Source organism: Paenibacillus sp. GCM10012306 (genome assembly GCF_042649265.1).
GTDB lineage: Bacteria > Bacillota > Bacilli > Paenibacillales > Paenibacillaceae > Paenibacillus_AQ.
In genome coordinates, this window is record NZ_JBHRYW010000040.1 from 1 (window position 1) to 611 (window position 611).

The window sequence follows — 611 nt, forward strand, 5'->3', positions numbered from 1 at the left end:
TACACTGTTGGTGGGAATGCAAACTAGTACAGCCACTATGGAGAACAGTGTGGAGATTCCTTAAAAAACTGGAAATAGAACTGCCTTATGATCCAGCAATCCCACTGCTGGGCATACACACTGAGGAAACCAGAAGGGAAAGAGACACGTGTACCCCAATGTTCATCGCAGCACTGTTTATAATAGCCAGGACATGGAAGCAACCTAGATGCCCATCAGCAGACAATTGGATAAGAAAGCTGTGGTACAGATACACAATGGAGTATTACTCAGCCATTAAAAAGAATACATTTGAATCAGCTCTAATGAGGTGGATGAAACTGGAACCTATTATACAGAGTGAAGTAAGCCAGAAAGAAAAACACCAATACAGTATACTAACGCATATATATGGACTTTAGAAAGATGGTAACAATAACCCTGTGTACTAGACAGCAAAACAAACACCGATGTATAGATCAGTCTTATGGACTCTGTGGGAGAGGGAGAGGGTGGGAAGATTTGGCAGAATGGCATTGAAACATGTAAAATATCATGTATGAAACAAGATGCCAGTCCAGGTTCGATGCACGATACTGGATGCTTGGGGCTAGTGCACTGGGACGACCCAG

General features: G+C 42.7%; 1 protein-coding gene. It reads left to right on the top strand.

Annotation, left to right across the window (positions count from 1 at the left end; genetic code table 11):
* A partial coding sequence (locus ACFORK_RS29075; RefSeq protein WP_379205554.1) for a hypothetical protein occupies nt 1–401 on the top strand: 401 nt, incomplete at its 5' end.
* Nucleotides 402–611 lie beyond the last annotated feature (210 nt).